The sequence below is a fragment of the Pseudomonas sp. 3-2 genome (genome assembly GCF_019710535.1).
GTDB lineage: Bacteria > Pseudomonadota > Gammaproteobacteria > Pseudomonadales > Pseudomonadaceae > Aquipseudomonas > Aquipseudomonas pharyngis.
In genome coordinates this window covers 6,128,872-6,152,241 of sequence record NZ_CP081200.1, presented here as the reverse complement: position 1 = coordinate 6,152,241, position 23,370 = coordinate 6,128,872, and the positions used below count along the sequence as shown (strand labels likewise).

Here is a 23,370-nt window from a genome sequence, read left to right as displayed (position 1 = left end):
TCCCGCGTCGCCGGTCAGAGGTCGGCCGGCAGCGGCTCTTTGAGCCAGGTCTGCGCGTTCTTTTCCAGCGCGCCGTCAGCCTTGGCGGTGGTCAGGATCTCGTTGACCTTGCCCAGCAGCGCCGGCTCGTTCTTGTTCACGCCGACGTAGACCGGCGAATCCTTGAGCTTCACTTTCAGCGCGGGGACGCGTTTCGGGTTCTTTTCGCTGATTGCGACCATCACCACGTTGCCGCTGGCGATCAGGTCGACCTGACCTGCGAGGTAGGCGGCGATGGTCGAGTTGTTGTCTTCGAAGCGCTTGATGGTCACGCCTTCGGGGGCGACCTTGGTCAGCTCGATATCTTCGATGGCGCCACGGGTGACGCTGATGGTTTTGCCCTTGAGATCGTCGAGGGTGCTGACCGCTGCGTCCGGCGGGCCGAACACGGCGAGGTAGAACGGCGCATAGGCGCGGGAGAAATCGATGACCTTCTCGCGCTCGGGGTTCTTGCCGAGGCTGGAAATCACCAGGTCGACCTTGCCGGTGGTCAGGAACGGAATGCGGTTGGTGCTGTTGACCGGGGTCAGTTCGAGTTTGACCTTGAGCTGCTCGGCCAGCAGTTTCGCGGTGTCGATATCGAGGCCGCGCGGCTTCATGTCCGGGCCGACCGAACCGAACGGCGGGAAGTCCTGGGGCACGGCGACTTTCAAGGTGCCGCGCTTGACCACGTCATCCAGACCGTCGGCATGGGCGGGGGCCTGGCTCAACATCAGACCGGCAAACAGGGCGGCGAGGAGGGCGCTGTAACGCTTCGTCATGGACAATCTCCGGATCGGCGGGAAGTGAATTCTGCGATCGGACAGAGCACGGGCCGTGCCAAGACAGGGGGTTGGCGTCGCAAAGCCACGGGTTTGGCGGGTTTGTTCGGTCTTACTGGTCTGAACAGTCAGGTCGGATTTCGCACTGCGATAGCGCATCGACGCGCACCGTCGAACCCCGCTGGGGCACGACTTGCCTGATGCCTCGAATAGCTTTACAACTGGCCGCACCTTGGCCTGGTCCGTCTGGAAAACCATGAACTCGATCTCCCGCGCCGTACCCGAAGTGGCGCTGCAAGCGATCCGCAAACTGATTACCGAGCAGGGCTTCGGCCCCGGCGATGCGTTGCCCTCGCAGCGGGATCTGGCGGTTCAGCTGGGCGTCAGCCGCGCCTCGTTGCGTGAGGCGTTGTCGTCCTTGAGTGCGCTGGGTGTGGTCAGCATTCAACCGGGCAAAGGCGTGTTCGTGCAGGCGCCGGTCGAGTTGCCTCGTGGCGAGGGCGCACCGGCCTGGCCGTTCGCCGCCCAGGCTTCGCCGCTGGAAATCTTTCAGTTGCGCTATGCGCTGGAAGGGTTTGCGGCCGGTCTGGCGGCGGTGACGTTGAGCACGTTTGATCTGGACGAACTGGAAGACAACGTCGCCGCCATGCGCGAGCAACTGCGCGCCGGCGACTTCGAGGCTGCGGCGAAACTGGATTTCGAATTCCACCGGCGGATCCTCCTGGCCAGCGGCAATCAGGCGATGCTGAGCATCCTCACCGCCAGCGCCGACATCTTTCTGGAGAGCCAGAAACTACCGTTCATCCGCGCCGAGCGGGCCATGGAAACCTGGCAGGAACACCGCAAGATCCTCCGCGCCCTGGCCCGTCGGGCGTCCGCCGCCGCGCAGAAAGCCATGCAGGAGCACGTGCGCAACGCAGCCCTGCGTACCGGAATCGCCTTCATCGCCCCCGCCGGCGCTTGACTTGAGCTATACCCAAATTCATCGAGTGCCATAGCAAGACTCAATCATGTGCGGCTTCCTGAACAAGGGAAGGGCGGCTATGATGGGCCACGTTTTTTTGCTTACAACCTGGAGAATTCCATGAGCAGCGATCTGATCAAACACGTTAGCGACGCTAGCTTCGAAGCCGACGTACTCAAGGCCGAAGGCGCTGTCCTGGTCGACTACTGGGCTGAATGGTGCGGCCCTTGCAAAATGATCGCTCCGGTTCTGGACGAGATTGCAGAGACTTACAAAGGCAAGCTGACCGTTGCCAAACTGAACATCGACGAAAACCAGGAAACCCCTGCCAAGCACGGCGTACGTGGTATTCCGACCCTGATGCTGTTCAAGAACGGCAATGTGGAAGCGACCAAGGTCGGCGCTCTGTCGAAGTCGCAACTGGCTGCTTTCCTCGACGCCAACATCTAAGCGTCGCGGTAAAGTCGTCCTCAAAAAGCCCCGCAAATTGCGGGGCTTTTTGCGTATTCAGGGCTAGACGCTCCGAAACTCAGGTGGTACATTCGGCCCCGCACTGGTTTCTCCACTGCCCCCTGCTAGCCGTCGCCGACGCACTCCTTTTCGAATAAGTACGCGATCCTGTCGCCTCTCCGCGGCGCGGCCTCATTAAGCCAAAAGCTTAATTTCCCCCCCCTCCATAAATGATTACGTCATTCCTATATGAATCTGACTGAACTCAAGCAAAAGCCGATTACCGAACTGCTCGAATTGGCCGAACAGATGGGCATAGAAAATATGGCCCGTTCGCGCAAGCAGGACGTGATTTTCTCCCTGCTGAAAAAGCACGCTAAAAGCGGTGAGGAAATCTCCGGTGATGGCGTGCTGGAGATTCTCCAGGACGGCTTCGGCTTCCTGCGCTCCGCTGACGCTTCCTACCTCGCCGGTCCTGACGACATCTACGTCTCGCCGAGCCAGATCCGCCGTTTCAACTTGCGCACCGGTGACACCATCGTTGGCAAGATCCGCCCTCCGAAGGAAGGCGAGCGTTATTTCGCCCTGCTCAAGGTCGACACGATCAACTTCGATCGTCCTGAGAACGCGAAGAACAAGATTCTCTTCGAGAACCTGACCCCGCTGTTCCCGACCGTGCGCATGAAGATGGAAGCCGGCAACGGTTCCACCGAAGACCTGACCGGTCGTGTGATCGACCTGTGCGCTCCGATCGGCAAAGGCCAGCGTGGTCTGATCGTTGCACCGCCGAAAGCCGGTAAAACGATCATGCTGCAGAACATTGCAGCGAACATCGCCCGTAACAATCCTGAAGTTCACCTGATCGTGCTGTTGATCGACGAGCGTCCGGAAGAAGTGACCGAAATGCAGCGCACCGTGCGCGGCGAAGTGGTTGCCTCGACTTTCGACGAGCCACCGACCCGTCACGTGCAAGTGGCTGAAATGGTGATCGAGAAGGCCAAGCGCCTGGTCGAGCACAAGAAGGACGTGGTGATCCTGCTCGACTCCATCACCCGTCTGGCCCGTGCCTACAACACCGTGATTCCGAGCTCCGGCAAGGTGCTGACCGGTGGTGTCGATGCCCACGCCCTGGAGAAACCGAAGCGTTTCTTCGGCGCCGCGCGCAACATCGAAGAAGGCGGCTCGCTGACCATCATCGCCACCGCGCTGGTTGAAACCGGCTCGAAGATGGACGAAGTGATCTACGAAGAGTTCAAGGGCACCGGCAACATGGAGCTGCCACTGGACCGTCGTATCGCCGAGAAGCGTGTGTTCCCGGCGATCAACATCAACAAGTCCGGTACTCGTCGCGAAGAGCTGCTGACTGCCGACGATGAGCTGCAGCGTATGTGGATCCTGCGCAAACTGCTGCACCCGATGGACGAAGTGGCGGCCATCGAGTTCCTGGTCGACAAGCTGAAGACGACCAAGACCAACGACGAGTTCTTCCTGTCGATGAAGCGCAAGTAATACGCTGTTGTTTGAAAAAGCGCCCCATAAGGGCGCTTTTTTTTCGCGACGGATTATTTGTATCTGGATTGAAATGCACGTGGCTGATAACTTTCGCGCTTTCCAAGGACTCTGTATCCAGAAACGAGAAAGGTCATGCACACGTTTGGCAATCGCCGTGATATCGACGGATTACGAGCTCTGGCGGTTATTCCCGTCGTACTGTTTCATTTTGGATTCAGTACATTCAGTGGCGGTTTTGTCGGGGTTGACGTTTTTTTCGTCATTTCCGGCTTCCTGATCACAACGATCCTGTTCCGCGAAATCAGCGCTCAGCGCTTCAGCTTCATTGATTTCTGGGCACGCCGTGCCCGCCGCATCATTCCTGCCCTGAGCGTGGTCATGCTGGTGACGCTGGCATTGGGCTGGTTGCTGCTGACGGCCAAGGACTTCGCCGAACTCGGGCGAACAGTGCGTTATCAGTCGCTGTTCATCTCCAACATTCTGTTCATGCGCGAGGACGGCTACTTCCAGCCAGCCTCGGATCTGAAGCCGCTGCTGCATACCTGGTCGCTGGCGGTGGAAGAGCAGTACTACATCTTCTTTCCGCTGTTGTTGGCAGTGCTGATCCGCTATTTCCGCCATTGGCGCTGGATGCTGTTCGCCGTGTTGCTGGTATCGTTCGGCTTGAACATCGCCAACATCGAACACAAGCCGGAATTCACCTTCTTCTCGCTGCCTACCCGGGCCTGGGAGTTGCTCTGCGGCGCGATGCTCGCGGTAATTCCGGCGCCGAAGCAGGCGGTGCGTCCGTGGTTGTACCAGGCCGTGGGGCTGGCCGGTCTGGCGGCAGTGCTGGTCGCGGTGTTCACTTTTGACAAATCCACCGTGTTTCCGGGCTGGGCAGCCTTGTTGCCGGTGCTGGGGACGACGGCGCTGATCTGGTCGGGCGCGCAAGGTGCGAGCCTCACCGGGCGGCTCTTGAGTCTGCGGCCGTTGGTCTGGGTCGGCTTGCTTTCGTATTCGCTCTATCTTTGGCATTGGCCGGTGTTTGTCTACGCCAACGCGATTTCCATCGATGGCATTCAGCCTGTTGAGGCAATCGGCTGGATAGCCTTGGCGCTGGGCCTGGCCTGGCTGAGTCTGCGCTATATCGAGCTGCCGTTTCGCGAAAAACGCTTGCTCGCCTCGCGTAATGCAGTGCTGGCAGGCGGTCTGGCCGCCATCGTTGCACTCGTGGCGACGGGGTCGGCGATCCGTTCCGCCGACGGTGTCCCTCAGCGTCTGACCGGTAAAGCGCTGGAGTATGCACAGTCCCGTGAGTGGCATGCAGGGCAGATGAAATGCATGCTGGTGACTCAGGATAAAGAGCTGGACAAGGCCTGTCTGGTGGGTGGCAACGAGGATGTTCCGGCCACTCAATTGTTCTGGGGCGACAGCCACGCCGCCGCCTTGCTGCCGGCCATCGAGAATAATGCCCGTCGCGAGGGGCGTCCGGTTTGGCTGTACAGCATGAGCGCTTGCCCGCCGATTCTCAGCGACGACCCGCGTCAGCGCTGCAAGGATTTCAACGAACAGACCATGGAACGTGTGCGCAGCCTCGGCATCAAGGATGTGGTGCTGGCGTCCAACTGGAGCCTTTACGTGTATGGCCGCGAAGACGGCGATAAGAAGGTGCTGCTCAATTCGCAAGACGATACCGTCCAGGCCGAGCAACGCATGGCCGCAGCGCTGAAAGCGCGAGTTGCCGCATTGAGGGCAACGGGGGCGCAAGTCTGGCTGTTCAAGGAGGTGCCGCTGCAACGCAAAGGCACCATCAACCGCTTGACCAGCCTGGCGCGGATCGGAAGGTCCGCCGAAGGGCTGGGTCGTCCGCTTGAGGAACATCTGGCGCGCCAGCATTTCCTCAGCAGCCTGTTCGACTCCATGAGCGCCGCTGATCCGGGTGTGCACGTGATCGATCCAACGCCGCTGATGTGCGGCAATGGCGTCTGCGGCATCGAGGTCAACGGCCATTCGCAGTACAAGGATGAGGATCATCTTTCGGACGCGGGGAGCTCCCGGCTGAGCCCGCTGTTTGCACCTCTGCTGCTGGGGACGAGCCACAATTGAGCGAGGCCTGATGCTGACGGGCTGCTGTTTGCCCGTCAGAGCAGGTAGGATGTACGCCTATTTTGAGGGTGCCATCGTCAATGAAATTCAAGGATCTTCGGGATTTCGTGCAGCAGCTTGAGCAGCGCGGAGAGTTGAAACGCATCCAGATTCCCGTTTCGCCGGTGCTGGAAATGACCGAGGTGTGCGACCGCACGCTGCGGGCCAAGGGCCCGGCGCTGCTGTTCGAGAAGCCGACCGGTTACGACATCCCGGTGCTCGGCAACCTGTTCGGCACGCCCGAGCGGGTCGCCATGGGCATGGGCGCCGAGTCGGTCAGCGAACTGCGCGAAATCGGCAAGCTGCTGGCGTTTCTCAAGGAGCCGGAGCCGCCGAAGGGCTTGAAGGACGCGTGGTCGAAGCTGCCGATCTTCCGCAAGATCATCGCGATGGCGCCGAAAGTCGTCAAAGACGCACCTTGCCAGGAAGTGGTCATCGAAGGCGACGACGTCGATCTGGCGATGCTGCCGGTGCAGACCTGCTGGCCGGGCGACGTGGCGCCGCTGATCACCTGGGGCCTGACGGTCACCAAAGGTCCGAACAAGGATCGGCAGAACCTTGGCATCTACCGTCAGCAAGTGATTGGCCGCAACAAAGTCATCATGCGCTGGCTCAGCCATCGTGGCGGTGCGCTGGATTTCCGTGAGTGGTGCGAGAAGCATCCGGGCCAGCCGTTCCCGGTGTCCGTGGCCCTGGGTGCGGATCCGGCGACCATTCTCGGCGCGGTCACCCCGGTCCCGGACAGCCTCTCCGAATACGCCTTCGCCGGCCTGCTGCGTGACAGCCGCACGGAGCTGGTGAAGTGCCGTGGCAACGACCTGCAAGTGCCGGCCACTGCCGAAATCATCCTCGAAGGCGTGATCCATCCGGGCGAAATGGCCGATGAAGGCCCGTACGGCGACCACACCGGTTACTACAACGAAGTCGACAGCTTCCCGGTGTTCACCGTCGAGCGCATCACCCACCGGATCAAACCGATCTACCACAGCACCTACACCGGCCGTCCGCCGGATGAGCCGGCGATTCTCGGCGTGGCACTGAACGAAGTGTTCGTGCCGATCCTGCAGAAGCAGTTCCCGGAGATCACCGATTTCTACCTGCCGCCGGAAGGCTGCTCATACCGCATGGCCGTGGTGACGATGAAGAAGTCGTATCCGGGCCACGCCAAGCGCGTGATGCTGGGTGTCTGGTCGTTTTTGCGACAGTTCATGTACACCAAGTTCGTTATTGTCACCGACGACGACATCAACGCGCGGGACTGGAACGACGTGATCTGGGCCATCACCACGCGCATGGACCCCAAGCGCGACACAGTGATGATCGACAACACGCCGATCGACTACCTCGACTTCGCCTCGCCGGTGTCGGGACTCGGCTCGAAGATGGGCCTGGACGCCACCCACAAGTGGCCGGGCGAAACCACTCGCGAGTGGGGCCGCGTCATCGTCAAGGATGACGCCGTCACCCAACGGATCGATGCCATCTGGAATCAGTTAGGAATAGATTGATGCGTGTAACCCTGCAGCCCTCCGGAGCGGTGCTCGAGATACGGCCCGGAGAGCGGATTCTCGATGGTGCGCGGCGCCTGGGCTACGAATGCCCGCAAAGCTGTCGCAACGGCAATTGCCATGTGTGTGCGGCGCTGCTGGTGGAAGGCCGGGTCGAACAGGCCGGCAAGGTGCACGACCACGGCGAGTTCTACACTTGCATAGCGGAGCCGCTGGAAGACTGCATCGTGCTGTGGGATGGCGTGCTCGCGCTGGGAGAACTGCCGGTGCGCAGCGTGTCGTGTCAGGTCATCGAATGCCGGGACGTCGGTGGCGATACCTTTCGTGTGCGGCTGCGGGCGCCGGCCGGCAAGCCGCCGCGCTACCACGCTGGCCAGTATTTGATGATCGAGCGCGAGAACGGCGAGAAGTCGGCGTTCTCCATGGCTTCGGCGCCCCACGGCGGTCGCGATCTGGAAATCCATGTGCTGGCGCGCGAATCCAGTGCGCTGAGCCTGATCGATCAGCTCAAGCGCAACCCGATGGTGCGGGTCGAGCTGCCGTTCGGCGACACTCACCTGGCGGAACTGCCGGACGGGCCGCTGGTGCTGATCGCCGCTGGCACCGGTATGGGCCAGATCCACAGCCTGATCGAACATTGCCGGGCCAGCGGCTTCAAGCATCCGGTGCACTTGTACTGGGGCGTGCGTCGTCCGGAAGACTTCTATGAAATCGAACATTGGGACGAATGGCTGAAGTTGCCCAATCTATTCCTGCACAAGGTCGTCAGTGACCAGTGCGGCTGGGAAGGGCGTTGCGGGATGTTGCACGAAGCCGTCTGCGAGGATTTCCCCGATTTGAAGCCGCTGCACGTCTATGCCAGCGGCTCGCCGGCCATGGTCTACGGCACGCTGGATGCGCTGGTGGAAGCGGGGATGGATGCCCATCAGATGCGTGCGGATGTGTTTGCTTACGCACCCCGCGCCTGAGTTCGTTATAACTCTTCATATAGCCGATCGGTATTTATGTAATTGCATAAATGCCGGTAGGTTATATATCAAACAGGCAATCAATTAAGAACTGTGCCATGGCACTCAAATTGCCTTAAAACATATGTGCCTTATTGTTACAGCGGTGCGTTCTATTAAGTAATTCTTCACCCGCGGGGAGCTGAACGCTATTCGCCATGAGCGCCATTGAAAACGCTTTTCTGAACCTGGCTTACCCTCCGCGGCTCGATCTTGGGCCGCAGCTGACGCACGAACAACTTCTCGCTTCCATGCAATCGACCATGGCACGCCACAAGGGCGGGCCGGTGTGGCTGTTCGCCTACGGTTCGCTGATCTGGCGGCCGGAATGCACAGCCGTGGAGCGGGTGCGTGGGCGCGTGCATGGCTATCACCGTGGTTTGTACTTGTGGTCCCACGAGCATCGCGGCACGCCGGAAATGCCCGGTCTGGTCTTTGGTCTGGATCGTGGCGGCTCGTGCAGCGGCTTCGCCTACCGGTTGCCGGAAGAAAATCTGGACAGCGCGCTGTATGCATTATGGAAGCGCGAAATGCCGTTCCCGTCCTATCGGCCACACTGGCTCAACTGCCGACTCGAAGATGGCAGCCAGGTTCAGGCGCTGGGATTCGTATTGGAGCGACACCTGCCCAGCTATGCCGGCAACTTGCCAGATCATGTGCTGAGCCAGGTGTTCGAAAGCGCTTGCGGGCGGTACGGCACGACTCGCGATTATGTCGAGCAGACCGCTCACGCCCTGCGCAGCCACGCCATGCCAGACCGGAATCTGGAGGCGCGGCTCAAGCGCTGTAAGTCAAAGGCCGATCAGGCGACTGCTTCGCGGCTCTGACTGGCGACTTGCTTGTGCCACAGGGTCGGGGCCAGGAAGGCCATCGACAGCAGGCAAGCGCCCACCAGCAGCACGAAACCACCATCCCAGCCGAAATGGTCCACGGTGTAGCCCATTGCTGCACTGGCCGCGACCGAACCACCCAGATAACCGAACAGACCGGTGAAGCCCGCAGCGGTGCCGGCGGCTTTCTTCGGCGCCAGTTCCAGCGCCTGCAGGCCGATCAGCATCACCGGGCCATAGATCAGGAAGCCGATGGAGAACAGAGCGATCATGTCGATGGTCGGGTGGCCGGCCGGGTTCAGCCAGTACACCAGCGTCGCGACGGTCACCAGTGCCATGAACACCATACCGGTCAGGCCACGGTTGCCACGGAAGATCTTGTCCGACATCCAGCCGCACAGCAGCGTGCCCGGAATCCCCGCCCACTCGTAGAAGAAATAGGCCCACGAGGTTTTATCCACGGTGAAACCCTTGGCTTCTTTCAGGTAGGTCGGCGCCCAGTCCAGCACGCCGTAGCGCAGCAGGTAGACGAAGACGTTGGCCATGGCGATATACCAGAGCATTTTGTTGCGCAGCACGTATTTGACGAAGATTTCCTTGGCGCTGAATTCGTCTTCGTGGCTGGCGTCGTAGCCTTCCGGGTAGTCGTTCTTGTACTTCTCGATCGGCGGCAGGCCGACCGATTGCGGGGTGTCGCGCATGGTCACGAAAGCGAACACTGCTACCGCCAGGGCGACGGCAGCCGGGACGTAGAACGCTGCGTGCCAGTCGTTGAACAGGCCCATGCCGATCAGGAACAGCGGGCCGATCAGGCCGCCACCGACGTTATGCGCCACGTTCCACACCGACACCACGCCGCCACGTTCCTTCTGCGACCACCAGTGCACCATCGTGCGTCCGCTCGGCGGCCAGCCCATGCCCTGGGCCCAGCCGTTGATAAACAGCAGGATGAACATCATGGTCACGCTGGAGGTTGCCCAGGGCGCGAAACCGAAAATGAACATCACCCCGGCCGAGACCAGCAGGCCGAACGGCAGGAAGTAACGCGGGTTGGAGCGGTCGGACACCAGGCCCATGAGGAACTTGGACAGACCGTAGGCGATGGCGATGGCTGACATCGCCAGGCCCAGGTCGCCACGGCTGTAGCCTTCGTCGATCAGGTACGGCATTGCCAGCGAGAAGTTCTTGCGCAACAGGTAATAACCCGCATAGCCAAAGAAGATGCCGGCGAAGATCTGCCAACGCAGGCGTCGGTAGGTGCTGTCGATTTTTTCTTCAGGCAATGGAGCCTGATGTGCGGCAGGACGAAAGAAAGCAAACATTCAAGAGCTCCAGATTTCTTGTTTTGACTGCGGATGCGAATGTTACAGTTTCGTTACCGAAAATAGCACCGCTTCCCATCGGCAAAACAGTGGAAATGTTGGATGTCGCGCGTTCCTTTATGAACATGTCGCTCAGATATAAGTGCAGGGCGTTGTGGGAAAGGTTACCTCGGCGTCTTCCTGCGGGGTTCCAGTGCGTTGTAGGGCAGAACTCGAGGAAATGTCCTGCTTCCAACGCAGAAGCGACGACGTTCTGTTTTGGCTGGCGGCACCTTAACCTTTTCGCAGATGCCTGATCGGGCATTCGGGTCGCAAGGGGAGGGGTTATGCCGTGGTGTGTGTTGTTGATTTTGCTGTTGGTGGCCGCCAGTTCCAGGGCGGCTGAAGTGTTCTTGATTCCGGAACATAATCCGAAACCCATCTACCCGCCGGGACTGCAACGGGCCGGGTTTACCGGAGGAGTCAAAGTAAGCTTCATCGTCAGTGCGGACGGCGCAGTGAGTAAGGTCGGAATTTTGAAAAGCGATCATGCCGAACTGTCCGATGCGGTGAAAAACGCTCTGGCGCAATGGCGCTTTAAACCGTGGACTGTTGAAGGAGAGCGCCCGCCAGAACAGGAAATCATCGCGCCGATGACGTTCGGATTCGATTCTCCTGAAGGCGTGAACCTGTGGCTAAAAGATCTCAAATGTCGTGAGTTCAACAGTTTGCTGGCGCATTACCCAAAACATTCCTGGATGGATGCTGCACCGTTTCATTACGTGCGCGGCTATCTGGCAAGTACGTTTTTCCAGAGGCAGATCCCAATGGAGCAACGTTTGGCGATGATTGCCAAAATGAACAAGCGTGTTCCCGGCATTGTGATGCGTTGCCAAAAGAGTCCAGGCCTTAAGTACGTAACCCTTCTGCCGGAAGACATTCGTAAGGTTTTATGAGAACAGCGCATGCCTGTCTGGTCAGGTGTATGGCCAGACAGCTTTTTCTGTTTAGCGCACGCTGACCACCACCTTGCCCACGGCCTTGCGCTGCCCGAGATCATTGATCGCCTGCGCGGCATTGCCCAGCGGATAGACCTGCGACACCAGCGGCTTGAGCTTGCCCTCGGCAAACCAGCCGAACAATTGCTGGAAATTCGCCGCGTTGTCCTGCGGCTGGCGCTGGGCGAAGGAGCCCCAGAACACGCCGAGTACCGCAGCGCCTTTGAGCAGGGCGAGGTTGACCGGCAGTTCGGGAATGCGTCCGCTGGCGAAGCCGACCACCAGCAGGCGGCCGTTCCAGGCGATGGCGCGGATGGCCTGGTCGAACAGGTCGCCGCCGACAGGGTCGTAGATCACATCCGCGCCCTGGCCGTCGGTCAGGCGCTTGATTTCGTCCTTGAGGCTGGTTTCGCTGTAGTTGATCAGTTCGTCGGCACCGGCAGCCTTGGCCACCGAGAGTTTTTCCGCGCTGCTGGCGGCGGCGATCACCCGGGCGCCCATGGCTTTGCCGATTTCCACGGCGGCCAGGCCAACGCCGCCGGAGGCGCCGAGTACCAGCAGGGTTTCGCCCGGTTGCAGATTGCCGCGCTGCTTGAGGGCGTGCATCGACGTGCCGTAGGTCATGCTGAAGGCGGCGGCGGTGTTGAAATCCATCGATGGCGGGATCGGCAGCACGTTGTAGCCCGGCACCGCGACCTGCTCGGCGAAGCTGCCCCAGCCGGTCAGGGCCATGACCCGGTCACCGACTTTCAGGTGACTGACCTTTTCACCCACTTCCCTGACCACGCCGGAGGCTTCGCCACCCGGCGAGAACGGGAAGGGCGGTTTGAACTGGTACTTGCCCTCGATGATCAGCGTGTCCGGGAAGTTGACCCCGGCGGCGTGCACGTCCAGCAGGATTTCGTTCTTCTTGGCGACAGGACTGGCGACGTCTTCCAGCACCAGCGATTCGGCAGGGCCGAAGGCTTTGCACAGCACGGCTTTCATCAGGGCTATTCCTTTGGAAGTGATGGCCGATAAGTGTAGGTGTGGCAGTCAACGGGTCAACGAGCATGCCCGGCCCTGATAGTCCGCCATAAGCTTGTGCTTGCGCGGCGGGTCGTTATGCTAGGCCGCAAACCGGATAAGGAGCGAATTGTGAAAGCGTGGATCATGTTGTTGCTGGCCCTGTCTCTGCCTGTGGCAGCGCTGGCCGAAGAAGCCAAAGAGGGCGAGGCGCCGAAGGTCAACTACATCACCCTGAGCCCGCCGTTCGTGGGCAACTACGGGCTCGATGGCACTCCGAAGCTCAAGGTCTACAAGGCCGACGTGGCACTGCGGGTGACTGGCGAAGAGGCGACCAAACTGGTCAAGGCCAACGAGCCGCTGATCCGCAATCAACTGGTGGCGCTGTTCACTCAGCAGACCACCGATGCGATGGGCAGCATCGAAGGCAAGGAAAAACTGCGTCAGGAAGCCTTGAAGCAGACCCAGCAAGTGATGAATGACGAGACCGGCAAGCCGGTGGTTGAAGATCTGTTGTTCAATAACCTGATCATTCAGTAAGGCATTCGTTGTCAGGGCGGTCCCCATCGCTGGCAAGTCGAATCGTCGCACCGCAGCTCCCACAGGGATTTTTAGTGAACACATTATTTGTGACCACCAGAAATACCTGTGGGAGCGGGCTTGCCCGCGAAGGCATTTTGTCAGGCGAAGGATGATTCAGGGTTTGAGCGCCATCACCGCCGCCCACTGCTCGGCGGTCACCGGCATCACCGACAGCCGCGAACCCTTTTGCACCAGCGGCATCTCGGCCAGCGCGGTCTGCTGCTTCAGATAATCCAGCTTCAAGACCCGGTTGAAAGTCTCCACGTGGGCGATATCGATCGCGCTCCAGGCGTTCTTCTCCGGCGTGGCTTTCGGGTCGAAGTAATGGCTTTCCGGTTCCAGTGCGGTGGGATCCGGGTACGCGGCTTCGATTATTTTGCCGATTCCGGCAATCCCCGGCTCCGGGCAGCTGGAATGGTAGAAAAAGAACTCGTCCCCCACCGCCATGGCGCGCAGGAAATTGCGTGCCTGATAGTTGCGAACCCCGTCCCAGCGCGCTTTGCCGAGCTTTTCCAGGCCCTTGATCGAGAGCTCGTCGGGCTCGGATTTCATCAGCCAGTAGGCCATGGTGTGTGCTCCTGAAGCGGTCATTGGGCAGGTTGTCCGGCAATTTTATGACAAACCGACGGTCGGTTGACGTCAGCATTTGCGCGACGGTTCACGTTGTCGCAAAATGCCGGCCTTTAAAGCTTGACGCTGCTGCACGGCCTACGAATGGAAACCGCTGCTGTCATCGTGATGATGTGCCTTGAGGGGGGCAATCGATGAAACGCAAACCGGATTTGCTGTGGACTTTGGTAATTTTGTTCGGTCTGGGCGTCGTGACCACCGGTTATGCGCAAAGTCTGTGGGCCAACAAGGCCGATGCACCGATTGAAGTGGCGCAACAAGTACAACAGTCGACAGCTTTCAAGCGCTGAAACTGCCTTTTCGACGCCGCTGATCTACGCGGCGTCTATCCTGCGAAATACCACGCCTTGTCTGTCACCGTTCCCTGCAACGGTACATCCCAGCTCGCTTGCGCGAGACGTTCGACCTTCTGACATTCATGGGCCAGCCCCAACAGCGTCGGCTTGCGCCAGTTCTGGCGTCGGGCCAGATACGCCAGGCTACGGTCGTAGAATCCGCCGCCCATGCCCAGGCGCCCGCCGACATCGTCGAATCCCACCAGTGGCAACAACACCAGATCCAGTGCCCAGACCTTGCGCTGACGGGCCAGATTGGCGCGCGGCTCAAGGATGCGGAAACGGTTGGGTTTGAGCTTTTCGCCGGGGCGGATCTGCTGAAAGACCATTTTGGTTCGTGGCCAGGCACTGAGCACCGGCAGGTAGGTTTTCTTGCCGCGACGCTGGGCAGCGCGCAGCAACAGGCGCGGGTCGATTTCACCGTCGGTCGGCAGGTACAGGGAAATGTGTTTCGCCCGGCGAAAGTGCGGGTCTTGTGCCAGTTGCCTGTACAGACCTTCGGCGGCCTGGCGCTGCTCGCTTCGCGTCAACGAGCGACGGGCCTTGCGCAGCAGGCGGCGCAGTTGGGGGCGGGGCAGCAACGCGGGTTCGGTCATGGTTCGGCTTCGGCAGGGTGGGGACGAAAACGTACGCATAAAAAATCCGATGCCGGCATGCACCGGCATCGGATTCGAATCAGGCTCCCCGGATGAGCCGCTGTCGACTTAGCCCTTGAACCCGAGAGTTCAAGGTGGAGGATGCAGTAGGCTTTAAGGCTTTCCGTCTGGCGGACATGCACACCAGCCCAACGTGCAACCCCCAGGGTAGTGCAAATCGGCTCAGGGACATCGTCAACTGGCAAGCACCCCAGGGAGTGCGGCGAGTATAACTCAAGCGGCCTGGCGAATCAGCCCTTGGTGACGTCCGGATCGGTCGCCAGCACCAGATCGACACGATCGAGCAAGTCACGCACCTGTTCACGGGTCGAGCCGCTGGCCTGGATGTCCGGGCGCTCTTCTTTGTGCAAGAGGTCGTGGGTGATGTTCAGCGCGGCCATTACGGCGATGCGGTCGGCGCCGATGACTTTGCCGCTGCTGCGGATCTCGCGCATCTTGCCGTCCAGGTAGCGGGCGGCGCTGATCAGATTGCTGCGCTCTTCCTGGGGGCAGATGATCGAATACTCTTTGTCGAGGATCTGCACGGTAACGCTATTGCTTGAACTCATGAGTCTTGCTCCAGGGCCTTGAGGCGCGAAATCATCGATTCGACCTTACGCCGGGCGATTTCGTTTTTTTCAATGAGGTGCGCGCGTTCCTCGCGCCAGGTCTTTTCCTGAGCAAGTAAGAGTGCATTTTGACTCTTTAGTTGCTCGACTCGGGTAATCAGCAGTTCGAGTCTGGCCATCAGCGCTTGCAGGTCGGTGTCTTCCATTGTGTCCACTGATTCGGTCTGATGGGTTTGGCTGGCGGACAGCCTTTAATGGTCTTGGCGAGTCTGTCGATGTAGGATACAAGGCCTTCATTCTAGACATAGCGCCGTCTGGCGCCTAGCTGCCCATGCCCATTCAGAATTCCCCGTACCAAGGCTTTGCCACCCTGCTGAACTCCAGCGGTCATTCCGTTTCGCCTGCCGAACTGCACGGCCTGTTGCTGGGCCGCAGTTGCGCCGGCGCCGGCTTCAATGCCGAAGAGTGGCTGATCGATGCCGCCGAGCTGCTCGAAAGCGAGCCGCAGGACAACGTCCGCAACGCGCTGATCGGTCTGCAGGAAATGGTCAAGAGCGAACTCACCGGCGATGACGTCACCGTGGTTCTGCTGCTGCCGAACGATGACACGCCTCTGGCCGAGCGTGCCGCCGCGCTGGGCCAATGGTGCCAGGGCTTCCTCACTGGGTTCGGCCTGAACTGCCGCGACAGCAGCATGCTGAGCACCGAGGCCACCGAAGTGTTGCAGGATCTTGCAGCGATCTCCCAGGTGCAAGACGCACTCGAAGAATCCGAAGACGGCGAAAGCGACTATATGGAAGTCATGGAGTACCTGCGTGTCGCTCCGCTGCTGCTGTTCTCCGAAACCAAAAAGGCCGACGTGCCGCCAGCGGCCAAGCCGTCGCTGCACTGATCGCGTGCCAGGGAAAGCCATCTGCCCATGATCCATATCCCGAAAGCGGAATACGCCCGGCGCCGCAAGGCGCTGATGGCGCAGATGGAACCCAACAGTATCGCGATCCTGCCGGCCGCCGCGGTCGCCATCCGCAACCGCGACGTCGAGCACGTCTATCGCCAGGACAGCGACTTCCAGTACCTCAGCGGTTTCCCCGAGCCACAGGCGGTCATCGTCCTGATGCCCGGTCGCGAACACGGCGAGTACGTGCTGTTCTGCCGTGAACGCAACGCCGAACGCGAACTCTGGGACGGCCTGCGCGCCGGCCAGGAAGGCGCGATCCGCGATTTCGGCGCCGACGACGCTTTCCCCATCACCGACATCGACGACATCCTGCCGGGCCTGATCGAAGGCCGCGACCGGGTGTATTCGGCGATGGGCAGCAACCCCGAATTCGACCGTCACCTGATGGACTGGATCAACGTGATCCGCTCCAAGGCGCACCTCGGCGCCCAGCCGCCGAACGAATTCGTTGCCCTGGATCACCTGCTGCACGACATGCGCCTGTATAAATCGGCGGCAGAAGTGAAGGTGATGCGCGAAGCGGCGCGGATTTCCGCCCAGGCTCACATCCGGGCGATGCAGGCCAGTCGTGCCGGGCTGTACGAGTACAGCCTCGAAGCCGAACTGGATTACGAGTTCCGCAAGGGCGGGGCGAAGATGCCGGCTTATGGTTCGATCGTCGCTGCCGGGCGCAACAGCTGCATCCTGCATTACCAGCAGAATGACGCGTTGCTCAAGGACGGCGATCTGGTGCTGATCGACGCCGGTTGCGAGATCGACTGCTACGCCAGCGACATCACCCGCACCTGGCCGGTCAACGGCAAGTTTTCCGCCGAGCAGAAAGCGATCTACGAATTGGTGCTGGCCTCGCAGGAAGCGGCGTTCGCCGAAATCGCTCCGAACAAGCACTGGAACCAGGCGCACGAAGCCACGGTTCGGGTCATCACCACCGGGCTGGTGAAGCTGGGGCTGTTGCAGGGCGAGGTGGACGAGTTGATCGCCTCCGAAGCCTACAAGGCGTTTTACATGCACCGCGCCGGCCACTGGCTGGGGATGGATGTGCATGACGTCGGCGAATACAAGGTCGGCGGCGAATGGCGGGTGCTGGAAGTCGGCATGGCGCTGACGGTGGAGCCGGGCATCTACATCGCCCCGGACAATCAGAACGTAGCGAAGAAATGGCGCGGCATTGGCGTGCGCATCGAGGATGACGTGGTAGTGACCAAGAGCGGTTGTGAAATCCTGACCGGCGGCGTGCCGAAAACCGTCGCCGAGATCGAAGCCCTGATGGCGCAAGCACGGGCCTGCGCGGCATGAGTCGGGTCAATCTGGCAATCATCGGTGGCGGTCTGGTCGGCGCCAGTCTGGCGTTGGCCTTGCAGGCCGGGGCCAAGGCCCGTGGCTGGAAGATCGTGCTGATCGAACCGTTCGCCCCCGGTGACACCTGGCAGCCAAGCTATGACGCGCGCTCCTCGGCGCTGTCTTTCGGTTCGCGGCAGATTTATCAGCGGCTGGGCGTGTGGCAGGAAATCTCCCGCCGCGCCGAGCCGATCAAGCAGATTCATGTGTCCGACCGTGGTCGTTTCTCCACTGCTCGCCTGTCGGCGATGGAAGAGGGCGTCCCGGCGCTCGGCTATGTGGTAGAAAACGCCTGGCTCGGCCAGTGCATGTGGCAGCACCTCGACAAAGACGTGATCAGTTGGCGCTGCCCGGCGGAAGTTTCCCGCATGGAGCCGCTGCCCGACGGCTATCGCCTGACCCTCAACGACGAAACTACCGTCGAGTGCGATCTGGCGGTGCTCGCCGATGGCGGTCGTTCCGGTCTGCGCGAGCAACTGGGCATCAACGTGCGCAAGCGCCCGTATAACCAGAGCGCGCTGATCGCCAACATCACCCCGAGCGAAGCGCACAACGGCATGGCGTTCGAGCGTTTCACCGATGAAGGCCCGATGGCGCTGCTGCCGCTGCCGGAGAACCGCTGCGCGCTGGTCTGGACCCGTCTGGGCATGGACGCGCAACGGCTGGCGGATCTGAGCGAGCGTGATTTCCTCAGCGAGCTGCAAGGCGTATTCGGTTACCGCCTCGGCACCCTGAAGCAGGTCGGCGCGCGACATTTGTATCCGCTCGCGCTGGTGGAGGCCGAAGAGCAGGTGCGTTCGCATCTGGCGGTCCTCGGTAACGCTGCCCACAGTCTGCATCCGATTGCCGGGCAGGGTTTCAACCTGTCCCTGCGCGATGCCGATGCGCTGGCTGCGGCGCTGCTGACCAGCGACAAACCGCTGGGGGATTTCGCCACGTTGCAGGCCTATCGCGAGCGTCAGCGTCTCGATCAGGATCTCACCGTGGGCTTCTCCGATCAGGTCACGCGCCTGTTCGGCAGCACCCAGCCGCTGGTGTCGCTGGGGCGCAACATCGGCCTGCTCGGCCTCGATCTGCTGCCGCCGGCCAAACGCTGGTTCGCCCGTCAGGCCATGGGGCTGGGGACGCGGCCGGATGCGTGAGTGGCTGATCAGACGGTTTGGCAAGGCGCGGCTGATGCGCTGGATCATGACGCTCTACCCGCCGTACTTCGGCGCCGGTGTCCGGGTGCAGCACATCAGCGATGACTTTCGTGACATCCGGGTCTCGATGGGCCTGGGCTGGTACAACCGCAATTACGTCGGCACCCAGTTCGGCGGCAGCCTGTATTCGATGGTCGACCCGTTCTTCATGTTGATGCTCATGGAGAACCTCGGCTCGCGGTACATCGTCTGGGACAAGGCCGCCGACATTGATTTCATATCGCCGGGCAAAGGCCCGGTGTTCGCCCGGTTCAACATCGACGATACCCTGCTCGACGAGATCCGTCGGCAGACCGCCAGTGGCGAGAAATACCTGCCGCAGTTGCAGGTCGACATTCATGACGGCGCCGGCAACCTGGTGGCGCGGGTCGGTAAAACCCTTTACGTGCGGCTCAAGCCGCCAGCGAGACAGGCTTAAAGCATGGAAATGCGCGCGGATGTGCTGATTGTCGGAGCCGGAATGGTCGGCAGTGCTTTGGCGCTGGCGTTGCAGGGCAGCGGGCTGGAAGTGCTGCTGCTCGACGGCAGCCCGTTGAGCGTCAAACCCTTCGACGGCGATGCGCCGTTCGAGCCGCGGGTGAGCGCGCTGTCGGCGGCCAGCCAGCGGATCCTCGATCGCCTCGGCGTGTGGGACGGCATCGTCAGCCGACGCAGCAGCCCTTACACCGACATGCACGTCTGGGACGGCAGCGGCACCGGCCAGATTCACTTCTCGGCCAGCAGCGTGCACGCCGAGGCGCTCGGCCACATTGTCGAAAACCGCGTGGTCCAGGATGCCTTGCTCGACCGTCTGCATGATTGCGACCTGGGTCTGCTGGCCAACGCGCGGCTGGAGCAGATGCGCCGGTCCGGTGACGACTGGCTGCTGACCCTGGCCGACGGCCGCACTTTGCGCGCGCCGCTGGTGATCGCGGCGGACGGCGCCAACTCCGCCGTGCGCCGTCTGACCGGCGTCGCCACTCGCGAATGGGATTACTTGCACCACGCCATCGTCACCAGCGTGCGCAGCAGCAAGCCGCACCGCATGACCGCGTGGCAGCGTTTCACCGATCACGGGCCGCTGGCGTTTCTGCCGCTGGAGCGTAGCGGGCAGCAGGACTGGTGCTCGATCGTCTGGTCGACCACGCCGAGCGAAGCCGAACGGCTGATGGCGCTGGATGAGGCGGATTTCTGCCGCGAGCTGGAGCGCGCGTTCGAAGGTTGCCTCGGCGAGGTCATCAGCGCTGACCCGCGCCTGTGTGTGCCGCTGCGTCAACGCCACGCCAAACGCTACGTGGCCGAAGGCCTGGCGCTGATCGGCGATGCCGCGCACACCATTCACCCGTTGGCGGGGCAGGGCGTGAATCTCGGCTTCCTTGACGCCGCGGTGCTGGCCGAAGTCTTGTTGCAGGCCAACGAACGCGGCGAACGCCTGGCGGACGGGAAAGTCCTGAGCCGCTACGAACGCCGGCGCATGCCGCACAACCTGGCGCTGATGGCCGCGATGGAAGGCTTCGAGCGGTTGTTCCAGGCTGATCCGCTGCCGCTGCGCTGGTTGCGTAATACCGGGCTGAAAATCGTTGAGCAGATGCCTGAGGCCAAGGCGTTGTTCGTGCGTGAAGCATTGGGGCTGACCGGCGACTTGCCGGCCTTGGCCAAGGCCTGACAAATGTTGTGCAACATCTGGTAACTCCTTGGGAAAGTGTTCGATTGAGCTGGTAAATGTGAGTCCTTATCATTTGGGCCACTTTTCCCGACCGAGAGACCGCTCCCATGTTGGCATCCAAGCGTGTTCTGACCGCACTGGCCCTGACCCTGATCGGCAGCACCGCCGCCCAGGCCGCCGACGAGGTGGTGGTCTACTCCTCGCGTATTGATGAGCTGATCAAGCCGGTGTTCGATGCCTACACCGCCAAGACCGGGGTGAAGATCAAGTTCATCACCGACAAGGAAGCGCCGCTGATGCAGCGGATCAAGGCCGAAGGCGAGAACGCCACCGCCGACCTGCTGTTGACCGTCGATGCCGGCAACCTCTGGCAGGCCGAGCAGATGGGCATTCTCCAGCCGTTCACCTCGAAAACCATCGACACCAACATTCCCCTGCAATATCGCTCGTCCAGCCACGCCTGGACCGGCCTGAGCCTGCGCGCGCGGACCATCGCCTACTCCACCGAACGGGTGAAACCGGGCGAACTGACCACCTACGAAGCATTGGCCGACAAGAACTGGGAAGGTCGCCTGTGCCTGCGCACGGCGAAGAAGGTCTACAACCAGTCGCTGACCGCCACCATGATCGAAGTCCACGGCGCCGAGAAGACCGAGCAGATCCTAAAGGGCTGGGTCAACAACCTGTCCACCGACGTGTTCTCCGATGACGTCGCGGTGCTGGAAGCGATCAACGCCGGCCAGTGCGACGTCGGCATCGTCAACACCTACTACTACGGTCGCCTGCACAAGCAGAAGCCGGAACTGCCGGTGAAACTGTTCTGGCCGAATCAGGCGGATCGTGGCGTGCACGTCAACCTCTCGGGCATCGGCCTGACCAAACATGCGCCGCACCCGGAAGCGGCCAAGGCGCTGGTCGAGTGGATGACCACGCCTGAGGCGCAGAAGATCTTTGCCGATGTGAACCAGGAGTTCCCGGCGAATCCGGCGGTGAAGGCTTCGGAAGAAGTGGCGGCGTGGGGGCAGTTCGTGGCTGATACGCTGCCGGTTGAAGTGGCGGGCAAGCGACAGGCTGAAGCGATCCGGATGATGGATCGGGCGGGTTGGAACTGAGTCTTTCCTGACAGCACTGTTTGATCGTTCCCACGTCGAACCGTGTGTGGGAATGCAGCCCTCGACGCTCTGCGTCGCATCATCGACAGCGTGACGCAGAGCGTCACAGAATGTGTGCCCACGCAGAGCGTGGGCACAATCATTTGAACGAGACTGTTTCCTTGGCCCACCCCGCCCAACGCCGCTGGTACCCCATCGTCTTCGCCATCGCCGCGTTGGTGCTGCTCCCCCTCAGCGTGCTCCTGCTCTCATGGCAAACCATCGATCACCAGATCTGGTCGCACCTGTGGGAAACCCAGATGTCGCGTCTGCTGGGCAATACGTTGACGCTGGTCCTCGGCGTAGGCATCGGTGTAACGCTGATCGGCGTAAGCCTCGCCTGGCTCACCAGCCTCTGCGAATTCCCCGGTCGCCGCTGGCTCGACTGGGCGCTGATGCTGCCGTTCGCCATCCCGGCCTACGTGCTGGCATTCGTCTTCGTCGGACTGCTGGACTTCGCAGGCCCCGTGCAAACCCTGCTGCGCGAAGGGTTCGGCAGCGGCCTGCGCCTGCCGCGAGTGCGCTCCACCGGTGGCGTGATTCTGGTGCTGGTGCTGGTGTTTTATCCCTACGTTTATCTATTGGCGCGTACTGCGTTCCTGGCTCAGGGCAAGGGCCTGATGGAAGCGGCGCGAGTGCTCGGTCAGTCACCGTGGCAAGCGTTCTGGCGTGTCGCATTGCCGATGGCGCGGCCGGCCATCGGTGCTGGTGTGGCGCTGGCGCTGATGGAAACGCTGGCGGATTTCGGTGCGGTGTCGGTGTTCAACTTCGACACCTTCACCACTGCCATCTACAAGACCTGGTACGGCTTTTTCAGTCTGCCCAGCGCTGCGCAACTGGCCAGCCTGTTGCTGCTGGTGGTGATGCTGGTGTTGTACGGCGAACGTCGCGCGCGCGGCGCCAATCGGGCGAGTAACGAGCGGCCACGGGTCAAGGCGCTGTATCACCTGCGCGGGCCCAAGGCCTGGGCGGCGACCGGCTGGTGCGGTCTGGTGTTCGCCTGCGCGTTTGTCATTCCGGTGCTGCAACTGGTGGTGTGGTTCTGGCAGCGCGGGCGCTTCGACCTGGATGAGCGCTACGCCGGGCTGATTCTCCATACGTTGTATCTGGGCGGCATGGCGGCGCTGATCACGGTCAGCGTGGCGATGTTGCTGGCCTTCGCCCGGCGTCTGGCGCCGACCCGGACGATCAACTCCGCAGTCGGTCTGGCCAATCTCGGTTATGCCTTGCCGGGCTCGGTGCTGGCAGTGTCGATCATGCTGGCATTCAGTTATCTGGACCGAGAGCTGGTGATTCCGCTGTCCGGCTGGCTCGGCGGGGCGGGCAAACCGTTGCTGCTGGGCAGTCTGGCGGCGCTGCTGCTGGCGTATCTGGTGCGTTTCGTGGCGGTGGCCTATGGGCCGCTGGAAAGCAGTCTGGCGCGTATACGGCCCTCTTTGCCTGAAGCGGCACGTAGCCTGGGTGTCAGTGGGCCGCGACTGTTTTTCAAAGTGTATCTGCCGTTGCTGCTGCCCGGCACGCTCAGCGCCGCCTTGCTGGTGTTCGTCGATGTGCTTAAGGAAATGCCCGCGACCTTGCTGATGCGCCCGTTTGGCTGGGACACACTGGCGGTGCGGATCTTCGAAATGACCAGCGAAGGCGAATGGGCGAGGGCGTCGTTGCCGGCGCTGACCCTGGTATTGGTCGGTCTGTTGCCGGTCATCGGTTTGATCCGACGCTCAGCGCACAGAAACACTTAGTCGTCAGTCCTGAATCATGCGGCTACAATGCGCGGCATTCGGTGCGGTCCGTCTGACAGACCCTGTCGCTGAAATCGGCTGAAG

General features: G+C 61.3%; 24 protein-coding genes and 1 other RNA gene. 17 read left to right on the top strand and 8 right to left on the bottom strand.

The genetic code is table 11. From position 1 onward, the window contains the following. Positions 1 to 14: 14 nt before the first annotated feature. On the bottom strand, positions 15 to 800 hold the full coding sequence (locus tag K3819_RS28025; protein WP_011336488.1) for a transporter substrate-binding domain-containing protein: 786 nt from the start codon (positions 798 to 800) through the stop codon (positions 15 to 17). A gap of 256 nt (positions 801 to 1,056) precedes the next feature. Between K3819_RS28025 and K3819_RS28020 the strand changes: the two genes are divergently transcribed. The 7 genes from K3819_RS28020 to K3819_RS27990 all read left to right on the top strand — a co-directional run bounded on the left by K3819_RS28020 (position 1,057) and on the right by K3819_RS27990 (position 9,195). Then, positions 1,057 to 1,764, top strand: coding sequence for a FadR/GntR family transcriptional regulator (locus K3819_RS28020; RefSeq protein WP_039765330.1), 708 nt, complete (start codon positions 1,057 to 1,059; stop codon positions 1,762 to 1,764). A 120-nt stretch (positions 1,765 to 1,884) separates the two neighbouring features. Continuing rightward, positions 1,885 to 2,214 carry a thioredoxin TrxA gene (trxA, locus tag K3819_RS28015; RefSeq protein ID WP_003206727.1) on the top strand — a complete coding sequence of 110 codons (330 nt, stop codon included), beginning with the start codon at positions 1,885 to 1,887 and terminating at the stop codon, positions 2,212 to 2,214. Between the two features lie 249 nt (positions 2,215 to 2,463). Continuing rightward, positions 2,464 to 3,723, top strand: a complete 1,260-nt coding sequence (rho, locus tag K3819_RS28010) for a transcription termination factor Rho (RefSeq protein WP_011336486.1) — start codon at positions 2,464 to 2,466, stop codon at positions 3,721 to 3,723. A 135-nt stretch (positions 3,724 to 3,858) separates the two neighbouring features. Next, positions 3,859 to 5,814 carry an acyltransferase family protein gene (locus K3819_RS28005; protein ID WP_221398310.1) on the top strand — a complete coding sequence of 652 codons (1,956 nt, stop codon included), beginning with the start codon at positions 3,859 to 3,861 and terminating at the stop codon, positions 5,812 to 5,814. A gap of 80 nt (positions 5,815 to 5,894) precedes the next feature. Further along, entirely contained in the window at positions 5,895 to 7,361 is a 1,467-nt protein-coding gene (ubiD, locus tag K3819_RS28000; protein ID WP_007951823.1) for a 4-hydroxy-3-polyprenylbenzoate decarboxylase, read from the top strand. Beyond that, complete coding sequence (locus K3819_RS27995; protein WP_221398309.1) at positions 7,361 to 8,329, top strand: CDP-6-deoxy-delta-3,4-glucoseen reductase; 969 nt, start codon at positions 7,361 to 7,363, stop codon at positions 8,327 to 8,329. The genes ubiD and K3819_RS27995 overlap by 1 nt, the downstream gene beginning before the upstream one ends. A 197-nt stretch (positions 8,330 to 8,526) precedes the next feature. Continuing rightward, positions 8,527 to 9,195 (top strand): gamma-glutamylcyclotransferase, encoded by a 669-nt coding sequence (locus tag K3819_RS27990; protein ID WP_064379938.1) that lies wholly within the window; start codon positions 8,527 to 8,529, stop codon positions 9,193 to 9,195. On the opposite strand, the gene glpT is transcribed toward K3819_RS27990, so the two are convergent. Further along, complete coding sequence (gene glpT / locus K3819_RS27985) at positions 9,171 to 10,520, bottom strand: glycerol-3-phosphate transporter (protein WP_039765339.1); 1,350 nt, start codon at positions 10,518 to 10,520, stop codon at positions 9,171 to 9,173. The genes K3819_RS27990 and glpT overlap by 25 nt on opposite strands. 326 nt (positions 10,521 to 10,846) lie before the next feature. On the opposite strand from glpT, the gene K3819_RS27980 reads away from it, so the two are divergent. Further along, a complete protein-coding gene (locus tag K3819_RS27980) occupies positions 10,847 to 11,455 on the top strand; it encodes an energy transducer TonB (RefSeq protein WP_064600287.1) in 609 nt (202 codons plus the stop codon). Positions 11,456 to 11,506: 51 nt separating this feature from the next. On the opposite strand, the gene K3819_RS27975 is transcribed toward K3819_RS27980, so the two are convergent. Continuing rightward, positions 11,507 to 12,484 carry an NADPH:quinone oxidoreductase family protein gene (locus tag K3819_RS27975; protein ID WP_085612037.1) on the bottom strand — a complete coding sequence of 326 codons (978 nt, stop codon included), beginning with the start codon at positions 12,482 to 12,484 and terminating at the stop codon, positions 11,507 to 11,509. 150 nt (positions 12,485 to 12,634) lie between these two features. Between K3819_RS27975 and K3819_RS27970 the strand changes: the two genes are divergently transcribed. Then, positions 12,635 to 13,042: a flagellar basal body-associated protein FliL gene (locus tag K3819_RS27970; RefSeq protein WP_007951814.1), complete on the top strand. Its 408-nt coding sequence runs from the start codon at positions 12,635 to 12,637 to the stop codon at positions 13,040 to 13,042. A gap of 156 nt (positions 13,043 to 13,198) precedes the next feature. Here the strand turns inward: K3819_RS27970 and K3819_RS27965 are convergent, their stop codons facing one another. Beyond that, positions 13,199 to 13,651 carry an EVE domain-containing protein gene (locus K3819_RS27965; protein WP_221398308.1) on the bottom strand — a complete coding sequence of 151 codons (453 nt, stop codon included), beginning with the start codon at positions 13,649 to 13,651 and terminating at the stop codon, positions 13,199 to 13,201. A gap of 197 nt (positions 13,652 to 13,848) precedes the next feature. Between K3819_RS27965 and K3819_RS27960 the strand changes: the two genes are divergently transcribed. After that, positions 13,849 to 14,004 (top strand): hypothetical protein, encoded by a 156-nt coding sequence (locus K3819_RS27960; protein ID WP_007911192.1) that lies wholly within the window; start codon positions 13,849 to 13,851, stop codon positions 14,002 to 14,004. 35 nt (positions 14,005 to 14,039) lie between these two features. Here K3819_RS27960 and K3819_RS27955 read toward each other — a convergent pair whose 3' ends face one another. The 4 genes from K3819_RS27955 to K3819_RS27940 all read right to left on the bottom strand — a co-directional run bounded on the left by K3819_RS27955 (position 14,040) and on the right by K3819_RS27940 (position 15,459). Beyond that, on the bottom strand, positions 14,040 to 14,645 hold the full coding sequence (locus K3819_RS27955; RefSeq protein ID WP_011336472.1) for a 5-formyltetrahydrofolate cyclo-ligase: 606 nt from the start codon (positions 14,643 to 14,645) through the stop codon (positions 14,040 to 14,042). 81 nt (positions 14,646 to 14,726) lie between these two features. Then, positions 14,727 to 14,905, bottom strand: a non-coding RNA gene (gene ssrS / locus K3819_RS27950) — 6S RNA. 30 nt (positions 14,906 to 14,935) lie between these two features. Beyond that, the gene (locus tag K3819_RS27945) at positions 14,936 to 15,253 is read right to left on the bottom strand and encodes a cell division protein ZapA (protein WP_039765346.1); all 318 of its coding nucleotides are present in this window, start codon (positions 15,251 to 15,253) and stop codon (positions 14,936 to 14,938) included. Further along, positions 15,250 to 15,459 carry a TIGR02449 family protein gene (locus tag K3819_RS27940; RefSeq protein ID WP_007940359.1) on the bottom strand — a complete coding sequence of 70 codons (210 nt, stop codon included), beginning with the start codon at positions 15,457 to 15,459 and terminating at the stop codon, positions 15,250 to 15,252. The genes K3819_RS27945 and K3819_RS27940 overlap by 4 nt, the downstream gene beginning before the upstream one ends. Before the next feature lie 125 nt (positions 15,460 to 15,584). Here K3819_RS27940 and K3819_RS27935 point away from each other — a divergent pair, with 125 nt between their 5' ends. The 7 genes from K3819_RS27935 (at position 15,585) to K3819_RS27905 (ending at position 23,286) form a co-directional block, all read left to right on the top strand. After that, positions 15,585 to 16,145 (top strand): YecA family protein, encoded by a 561-nt coding sequence (locus K3819_RS27935; RefSeq protein WP_085612036.1) that lies wholly within the window; start codon positions 15,585 to 15,587, stop codon positions 16,143 to 16,145. 27 nt (positions 16,146 to 16,172) lie between these two features. After that, positions 16,173 to 17,507, top strand: coding sequence for a Xaa-Pro aminopeptidase (pepP, locus tag K3819_RS27930; protein ID WP_221398307.1), 1,335 nt, complete (start codon positions 16,173 to 16,175; stop codon positions 17,505 to 17,507). After that, positions 17,504 to 18,691: a 2-octaprenyl-6-methoxyphenyl hydroxylase gene (ubiH, locus tag K3819_RS27925; protein WP_221398306.1), complete on the top strand. Its 1,188-nt coding sequence runs from the start codon at positions 17,504 to 17,506 to the stop codon at positions 18,689 to 18,691. The genes pepP and ubiH overlap by 4 nt, the downstream gene beginning before the upstream one ends. After that, positions 18,684 to 19,169 carry a DUF4442 domain-containing protein gene (locus K3819_RS27920; protein ID WP_064379962.1) on the top strand — a complete coding sequence of 162 codons (486 nt, stop codon included), beginning with the start codon at positions 18,684 to 18,686 and terminating at the stop codon, positions 19,167 to 19,169. The genes ubiH and K3819_RS27920 overlap by 8 nt, the downstream gene beginning before the upstream one ends. Positions 19,170 to 19,178: 9 nt before the next feature. Then, the gene (locus K3819_RS27915; protein WP_221399736.1) at positions 19,179 to 20,396 is read left to right on the top strand and encodes a 2-octaprenyl-3-methyl-6-methoxy-1,4-benzoquinol hydroxylase; all 1,218 of its coding nucleotides are present in this window, start codon (positions 19,179 to 19,181) and stop codon (positions 20,394 to 20,396) included. 107 nt (positions 20,397 to 20,503) lie between these two features. Next, the gene (locus K3819_RS27910; RefSeq protein WP_221398305.1) at positions 20,504 to 21,508 is read left to right on the top strand and encodes an extracellular solute-binding protein; all 1,005 of its coding nucleotides are present in this window, start codon (positions 20,504 to 20,506) and stop codon (positions 21,506 to 21,508) included. Positions 21,509 to 21,669: 161 nt separating this feature from the next. Beyond that, positions 21,670 to 23,286, top strand: a complete 1,617-nt coding sequence (locus K3819_RS27905; protein ID WP_085612032.1) for an iron ABC transporter permease — start codon at positions 21,670 to 21,672, stop codon at positions 23,284 to 23,286. The last annotated feature ends 84 nt before the right edge of the window (positions 23,287 to 23,370 follow it).

Excerpts from the sequence above, each read along its gene's own strand:
- K3819_RS28025 (WP_011336488.1), bottom strand. The coding sequence starts at position 800 with ATGACGAAGCGTTACAGCGCCCTCCTCGCCGCCCTGTTTGCCGGTCTG.
- K3819_RS28020 (WP_039765330.1), top strand. The coding sequence starts at position 1,057 with ATGAACTCGATCTCCCGCGCCGTACCCGAAGTGGCGCTGCAAGCGATC.
- trxA (WP_003206727.1), top strand. The coding sequence starts at position 1,885 with ATGAGCAGCGATCTGATCAAACACGTTAGCGACGCTAGCTTCGAAGCC.
- rho (WP_011336486.1), top strand. The coding sequence starts at position 2,464 with ATGAATCTGACTGAACTCAAGCAAAAGCCGATTACCGAACTGCTCGAA.
- K3819_RS28005 (WP_221398310.1), top strand. The coding sequence starts at position 3,859 with ATGCACACGTTTGGCAATCGCCGTGATATCGACGGATTACGAGCTCTG.
- ubiD (WP_007951823.1), top strand. The coding sequence starts at position 5,895 with ATGAAATTCAAGGATCTTCGGGATTTCGTGCAGCAGCTTGAGCAGCGC.
- K3819_RS27995 (WP_221398309.1), top strand. The coding sequence starts at position 7,361 with ATGCGTGTAACCCTGCAGCCCTCCGGAGCGGTGCTCGAGATACGGCCC.
- K3819_RS27990 (WP_064379938.1), top strand. The coding sequence starts at position 8,527 with ATGAGCGCCATTGAAAACGCTTTTCTGAACCTGGCTTACCCTCCGCGG.
- glpT (WP_039765339.1), bottom strand. The coding sequence starts at position 10,520 with ATGTTTGCTTTCTTTCGTCCTGCCGCACATCAGGCTCCATTGCCTGAA.
- K3819_RS27980 (WP_064600287.1), top strand. The coding sequence starts at position 10,847 with ATGCCGTGGTGTGTGTTGTTGATTTTGCTGTTGGTGGCCGCCAGTTCC.
- K3819_RS27975 (WP_085612037.1), bottom strand. The coding sequence starts at position 12,484 with ATGAAAGCCGTGCTGTGCAAAGCCTTCGGCCCTGCCGAATCGCTGGTG.
- K3819_RS27965 (WP_221398308.1), bottom strand. The coding sequence starts at position 13,651 with ATGGCCTACTGGCTGATGAAATCCGAGCCCGACGAGCTCTCGATCAAG.
- K3819_RS27960 (WP_007911192.1), top strand. The coding sequence starts at position 13,849 with ATGAAACGCAAACCGGATTTGCTGTGGACTTTGGTAATTTTGTTCGGT.
- K3819_RS27955 (WP_011336472.1), bottom strand. The coding sequence starts at position 14,645 with ATGACCGAACCCGCGTTGCTGCCCCGCCCCCAACTGCGCCGCCTGCTG.
- K3819_RS27945 (WP_039765346.1), bottom strand. The coding sequence starts at position 15,253 with ATGAGTTCAAGCAATAGCGTTACCGTGCAGATCCTCGACAAAGAGTAT.
- K3819_RS27940 (WP_007940359.1), bottom strand. The coding sequence starts at position 15,459 with ATGGAAGACACCGACCTGCAAGCGCTGATGGCCAGACTCGAACTGCTG.
- K3819_RS27935 (WP_085612036.1), top strand. The coding sequence starts at position 15,585 with ATGCCCATTCAGAATTCCCCGTACCAAGGCTTTGCCACCCTGCTGAAC.
- pepP (WP_221398307.1), top strand. The coding sequence starts at position 16,173 with ATGATCCATATCCCGAAAGCGGAATACGCCCGGCGCCGCAAGGCGCTG.
- ubiH (WP_221398306.1), top strand. The coding sequence starts at position 17,504 with ATGAGTCGGGTCAATCTGGCAATCATCGGTGGCGGTCTGGTCGGCGCC.
- K3819_RS27920 (WP_064379962.1), top strand. The coding sequence starts at position 18,684 with ATGCGTGAGTGGCTGATCAGACGGTTTGGCAAGGCGCGGCTGATGCGC.
- K3819_RS27915 (WP_221399736.1), top strand. The coding sequence starts at position 19,179 with ATGCGCGCGGATGTGCTGATTGTCGGAGCCGGAATGGTCGGCAGTGCT.
- K3819_RS27910 (WP_221398305.1), top strand. The coding sequence starts at position 20,504 with ATGTTGGCATCCAAGCGTGTTCTGACCGCACTGGCCCTGACCCTGATC.